Here is a 5,561-nt window from a genome sequence, read left to right as displayed (position 1 = left end):
TCGGCCGACGCGCTGCTGTTCGCCGCACGCCGCCTGCATGCCGAGCCCGTCGCCGTCCTGTTCGCCGCGCGTGAGGGCGAGTTCCCCGCGCGGGGTCTGCCCGAGCTGCGGCTGAGCAAGCTGGACACCGAGGCCGCTCAGCAGCTTCTCGCCGAGCAGGCTGCGGATCTGCCGCCTGTCGTACGCGACCAGCTGGTGGCCGAAGCCGGGGGCAACCCGCTGGCGCTGGTCGAGCTGCCCCGCATGCTCACCCCGGAGCAGCGCAAGGGCGCCTTCGTCCCGCTTTCCTTCTCCCTCGGTACAGCGCAACCGGTGACCGACAGGGTGCTGACCGGTTTCCGCGACCGGATCGCGGCGCTGCCCGACGCCACCCGCTCCTGCTTGCTGGTGGCGGCCCTCGATCACCACGACGAGCTGGACGTGCTCGCACGCGCCGTCGGCCTGCTCGGAGCATCGCTGGCCGACTTCGCCGAAGCCGAGCGAGCCGGCCTGGTGCGGGTGGGCTTGGGGGGCGTGGCCTTCCATCACCCGCTGGTGCGTACCGCTGTGCTGCTGGTCTGTGACATCGCCGCCCGGATGGCCGCGCACCGGGCGCTGGCCGAGACGGTCGACGACGACCGGCGGGCCTGGCACCTGGCGGCCGTCACCCTGCAGCCCGACGAGGAGGTGGCGGGGAGGATGGAGTGCCTGGCGCTGCGCGCCCGGCAGCGCGGTGGGCAGACGACGGTGTCGGCGGCCTACGCACGCGCGGCAGAGCTGTCCGCCGATCCTGCCGAGGCCGCACGCAGGTGGACGGCCGCAGCCGAGGCGGCGGCCGAGGCAGGCCTGTGGCAGCGTGCTCGTGAGCTGGTCGACAGGGCGCGGCGCTTGGGAGCCGAGTCTGCGCTGCACGGCCTGGCCCAGGTGAGAGCGAAGCTGGAAATCGAGGCGGGCCGGCCTCTGGAGGGCGTCCGCCTGCTGCTCGAGGGCGCCGAGGCGATCGATGACCTGCCCGCCAAGCTCTCGCTGCTCAGCATGGCGGGCTTCTACACCTGGGCCAGCGCGTCCCACCCCGACCAGCTCGCGCTGGCCCGTCGTACCGAGGAACTGTGCCCGGACGGCGACGGGCTGGCCGCTGTGGTGCGCACGTTCAACCACGCCTTCCGCCTGATCCTCGAGGGTGACGCCGTGACCACGCTCACCTACCGGATGCCGGACCAGACCGAGCGCATACCGTTCGAGCTGCGCTTCATCATCGCCTACCAGAGCATGGTCCGCGCCGACATCGAAGGCATGCTGGATGGCTCGGCCCAGATCGTCGAGGAGTGCCGGGCGGAGGGACGTCTGGGCCGCATGCCCCAGGCCATGACGATCTTCACCATCGCGCAGCTCCTCAGCGGACACCACCGGTCCGCACGGTCCGCGGTGGCCGCGGGTCTGGCCCTGGCCGCCGACGTCGGCCAGCCGCAGTGGGGCAGCTACCTGGCGGGTGTGCACGCCTGGCTGTCCGCGATCGCCGGGGCGGAGGAGGAATGTGTGGCGATGGCCGCGCAAGCCATCCGGGACGCCGACCACCGCAGGTGGATGCCGGGAGCGTGCTGGTCCGAGTACGCCCTCGTGGCTCTGGACTTCGGGCTGGGCCGCTACGAAGCGATGCTCGACCGGGTGGACCGGGCCATGTCCGGTCCCACGAGCCATGCCTTCCTGTGGCGGTATTCCTGGCCGGACTACATCGAGGCCGCCGTACGGGTCGGGGATCCGCAGCGCGCTCAGGAGCCGCTGGGACTCTACGCGGAATGGGCCGAGGCCACCGGCCGATCCAGGCCGCTTGCCGTACTGCATCGGGTCCGTGCGCTGCTGGCCACGGACAGCGCGGCCGTGGGCCTGTACGAGCGGGCGCTGGCCCTGCACGCCGAGGGCGAGCAGCCCTTCGACGAGGCACGCACCCGCCTGGCCTATGGAGAACGGCTGCGCCGAACCAGGCGGCGCGCCGAGGCGCGCGGCCAGCTCCAGGCCGCCATGGAGGCCTTCGACCGGCTCGGCGCGGTTCCCTGGTCTGACCGTGCTGCCGCCGAGCTGCGCGCCACCGGGCTCTCACTACCGGACCATGCCCGTGCCGGAGATCCACTGGACGTGCTGACACCGCAGGAGCTCCAGGTGGTACGGCTGGCCGTCACCGGCGCATCCAACCGCGAGATCGGCTCGCAACTCTTCCTGAGCCCGCGCACGGTCGCTTCCCACCTGTACAAGGCCTTTCCCAAGCTGGGTGTCTCCTCGCGCGCCGAGCTGGCCAGGCTGGAGCTGGCGTAGGTCAAATCCGCGCCTGGCCGGCCCCTGAGGTACGCCGTCGATCTTGCTGGTGCTTTCCTGGGCAAGCGGGCTGTGGTCAACCGCAGGGTCGGCAGGTCACCGCAACCGCCGGCGGGATTCACGCAGGCTGGGGGGAGGGCCCGCCCAGGTGGTCAGTGCGGCTTGGAGCGCGGCCTCGGCGTTCGGCTTGTCTGTTGCCCAGCAGAAGTAGCCGTCGGGGCGGACGAGGGCTGTGGTGCGGCGGTCGCCGGTCCAGTGGGCGCGTACGACCTGGTCGGGAACGGGCGCGTCCGCGTGCTGCCCGGCGGGAGTGATCAGCACGAACCTGCCGCCGCGCTGCAGCTCATTCAGCCGTCCTTCCGCCAGCCGCAGGTCGGGGGCGCGTCGTCCGGTGAGCTTGTGCGCGCCGCGCGGGGCTTTGTAGGCGATGCCGATGCCGGAGATCATGGAGGCTGCTTTGTCGGCGAGTGGGCGGACGTTGCTGAGGATGGTTCCGGCGGTGGCGCGGAGCAGCCGGGCGGCGGACCCGTGCAGCAGTGCTGCGCGTACCAGCATTCCGCTCATCCGTAGCACGATCTTGCCTACGGCGTGCCGTTCGGTTTGGTAGGTGTCCAGGAGGTGGTCGTCTGCTCCGTCGCGGAGTACGGCCACGAGTTTCCAGCTGAGGTTGGCGGCGTCTTGCAGGCCGGTGTTCATGCCCATTGCGCCTGCCGGGGAATGCACGTGCGCGGCGTCGCCGGCCAGGAAGACCCGGCCGACGCGGTAGGCGGGCGCCTGCCGTTCGTCGCTGTGGAAGCGAGACTTCCAGCGGACTTCGGTGACGCGGTAGTCGGTGCCGAAGTTGAGCCTCAGCAGTTCCTTGATTTCTTCGACGTCCAGTGGCGCGTCGTCGGGCAGCTGGTGGTGCCGGTTCCATCCGGTGAGCCGGTGGAAGCCGTCGCCCATTTCGGTGAGCAACGCGAACCCGTCGGGGACGGCGTTCACCGTGAACGGCCGATCCGGCGCCTGCTCGAGCTTGAGGTCGGCCAGGATCAGCGAGCTGAGAATGGACTTGCCGGGGAAGGGCAGGCCGATCGCCTGCCGGATGGAGCTGTGCACGCCGTCTGTCCCGACGAGGTAGGAGGCGTGGTAGGTGGTGGACGGGCCGTTCGGATCCGCGTCCTTGCCGGGGACCGCGCGGGCCGTGACACCGTTCGGGTCCTGCTCCAAGCCGACGACCTTGGTGTCGTAGGCGAAGGTGACGCCGGCCGCGCGGGCTCGCCGTTCCAGCACGCGCTCGACCTCGTACTGCGGGATGAACAGGACGAACGGGTAGCGGCTGGGGAGGCGGGAGGGATTGAGCTGTCCCCGCTCGAACAGCTGCAGCCGGTTGATGGGGTGCCCGAGCTTGACGACCTCGTCCGCGATCCCGCGGGCGTCGAACTGCTCCAGCACGCGGGCGTGGACGACCAAGGCCCGGGACAGGTTGCTGATCTTGTGGGGGCGGGCCTCGAGGAGGGTGACGGACAGGCCTGCTTCGGCGAGGTCGCCGGCGAGCAGCAGCCCGGTCGGGCCTGCGCCCACGACCAGCACATCGGTGGTGTGTTCGGCGATCATATGGGACCCCTTGTCTCAGTAGTGGTTGCGCATCAACTCGGTCGCCCGATCCGGCTGCACGACCTCGCCCTGCGGACCGAACTCGGCCATGTACGGCTTGAGGTCGAGGACCGGGCTGCCGTCGATGGCGTCCAGGCCGCGTACGCGCACGTCGAGGCTGTCGACGGCGAGCAACTGGCAGCGGGGGACGCCCAGCCTGTTCGGCGGTTCTTGGCTCGCTGCGCGAAAATGCCCATCCGCGGCCACTCCGGATTGCCCCTGGAGCGCCGGGCCGAGGTGTGCACCGAAGCCGGCTCCACGAGGTGAAAGAGGAACACCACCTCCAGGTGCGAGAACGCGTCCAGCCTGGCGAGGGCGTCAGGCTTGAAGCGGGTCTCGTCGAGCCGGATCAACGCCTCGACGGTGTTCCAGTCGTCGAACGCCTCGCTCCGCCCGCCGACGACGGTTCCCACCGGCTGTGTCTCCACGATCTCCATACGACCGACCGTACGAGAGCGCAGCCGCTGCCGAATAGGTCACGATGACTGAAGTCGCACGCAGACCTGGGGAGCCGGTTAGGTAAGGTCAGGGCATCATGATCGGCCGGACTGCGGAGATCGCTTTTCTGCAGAGGAGGATCGCTGAGGCCGGCAGCGGCCGGGGCGGCACCGTTGTCGTGCGTGGAGAGGCGGGCATCGGCAAATCGGCGCTGCTGGAGGAGGCCGCGCGTACGGCTGGAGATGATCTGCTGGTGCTGCGGATCATTGGCGTTGAGGCCGAGGCGGATGCGCTCGCGGCGCCCACGACGGGCCTGGACAGGCGGCCGGTGAGCACGCCACCCACCACCAGCAGCCCGGCCAGCAGGAACGCGCCGTCGGTCACCATCGCCCAGGAGGCACCGCCGAGCACCAGCACCCGGAACGGGATCACCGAGACCTCGTCACCGGCACGAACGCGCAGCTCGTGCGGACCGGCGTGGCCGGCCTGCAAACCAGCGAGACCCCGGCGATGACGAGTGTGACCTCGCCCGTCCCGAAGGTCTGTGTCACCCGCAAGTCCGCTCCGGCCTCGACGACATGCGCCCGGGCCGGAGGAGGGGTCAGGGACAGCACCAGCACGAACACGACAGCGAAGACGCGGATCATGCCTCGAGCAGCCCCACCGCCATTGATCGACTTCATGACGTAGACGCTAAGCAGCGGCTCTTGTGTATCGCCTCCGTCACGTGACTGACGTGCCCCGGGCCCCGATCAGTCAGGTGACGGAGGCGACCGGTAGCGCCATCTTCCCAGGGTTTCGGCCATGACCAAACGACCTGAACCCTACTCGGCAACCATGATGGCGATCCTGGCCGCCGCCTTCTGTGCCTGGGCACTGCTGACCCTCCCCATACAAGGTGCCGTCATCCTCGTGGTCGCCAGCGTGCTGGGCTGGAGCGGGTGGATCGCCTTCAGCTACACCCGCCCGGTGAAGTCCAGGAAAGTGATCGCCGTCTACCTCCGCGCGGTGGGCTTCCAGCTCATCCACATGGCCGAGGAGTACACCGGCGGCTTCCCGCACGAGATCGTCGAGCTGTTCGACTCGCCACGGGACTGGCCGGAGAAGGAATTCCTGCTCGTTGCGGCTACTTCCCCGGCCTGTACACCGCCGGCGGCCACTTCATCATGAGCGGACTGCTGATCTACTTCCTCATCAAG

General features: G+C 69.8%; 5 protein-coding genes and 1 pseudogene. 3 read left to right on the top strand and 3 right to left on the bottom strand.

Features of this window, described 5'->3' with window-relative positions:
* On the top strand, positions 1 to 2,289 hold a 2,289-nt coding region (locus ACTMTI_RS56385), incomplete at its 5' end, for a LuxR C-terminal-related transcriptional regulator (RefSeq protein WP_441129321.1).
* 96 nt (positions 2,290 to 2,385) lie between these two features.
* Here ACTMTI_RS56385 and ACTMTI_RS56380 read toward each other — a convergent pair.
* Both ACTMTI_RS56380 and ACTMTI_RS56375 read right to left on the bottom strand, forming a co-directional pair.
* The gene (locus tag ACTMTI_RS56380; protein WP_441129320.1) at positions 2,386 to 3,885 is read right to left on the bottom strand and encodes an FAD-dependent monooxygenase; all 1,500 of its coding nucleotides are present in this window, start codon (positions 3,883 to 3,885) and stop codon (positions 2,386 to 2,388) included.
* Positions 3,886 to 3,900: 15 nt separating this feature from the next.
* A pseudogene (locus tag ACTMTI_RS56375) lies at positions 3,901 to 4,361 on the bottom strand (TrmO family methyltransferase domain-containing protein).
* A 98-nt stretch (positions 4,362 to 4,459) separates the two neighbouring features.
* Here ACTMTI_RS56375 and ACTMTI_RS56370 point away from each other — a divergent pair.
* On the top strand, positions 4,460 to 4,876 hold the full coding sequence (locus ACTMTI_RS56370) for an AAA family ATPase (protein ID WP_441129319.1): 417 nt from the start codon (positions 4,460 to 4,462) through the stop codon (positions 4,874 to 4,876).
* Here the strand turns inward: ACTMTI_RS56370 and ACTMTI_RS56365 are convergent.
* Positions 4,791 to 5,045, bottom strand: coding sequence for a hypothetical protein (locus tag ACTMTI_RS56365; RefSeq protein ID WP_441129322.1), 255 nt, complete (start codon positions 5,043 to 5,045; stop codon positions 4,791 to 4,793). The genes ACTMTI_RS56370 and ACTMTI_RS56365 overlap by 86 nt on opposite strands.
* Positions 5,046 to 5,166: 121 nt before the next feature.
* On the opposite strand from ACTMTI_RS56365, the gene ACTMTI_RS56360 reads away from it, so the two are divergent.
* Complete coding sequence (locus tag ACTMTI_RS56360) at positions 5,167 to 5,532, top strand: hypothetical protein (protein WP_441129318.1); 366 nt, start codon at positions 5,167 to 5,169, stop codon at positions 5,530 to 5,532.
* Positions 5,533 to 5,561: the final 29 nt, after the last annotated feature.

It is taken from the genome of Nonomuraea sp. H19 (genome assembly GCF_052068215.1).
Lineage (GTDB): Bacteria > Actinomycetota > Actinomycetes > Streptosporangiales > Streptosporangiaceae > Nonomuraea.
This window is presented reverse-complemented; position numbering and strand designations above follow the sequence as displayed.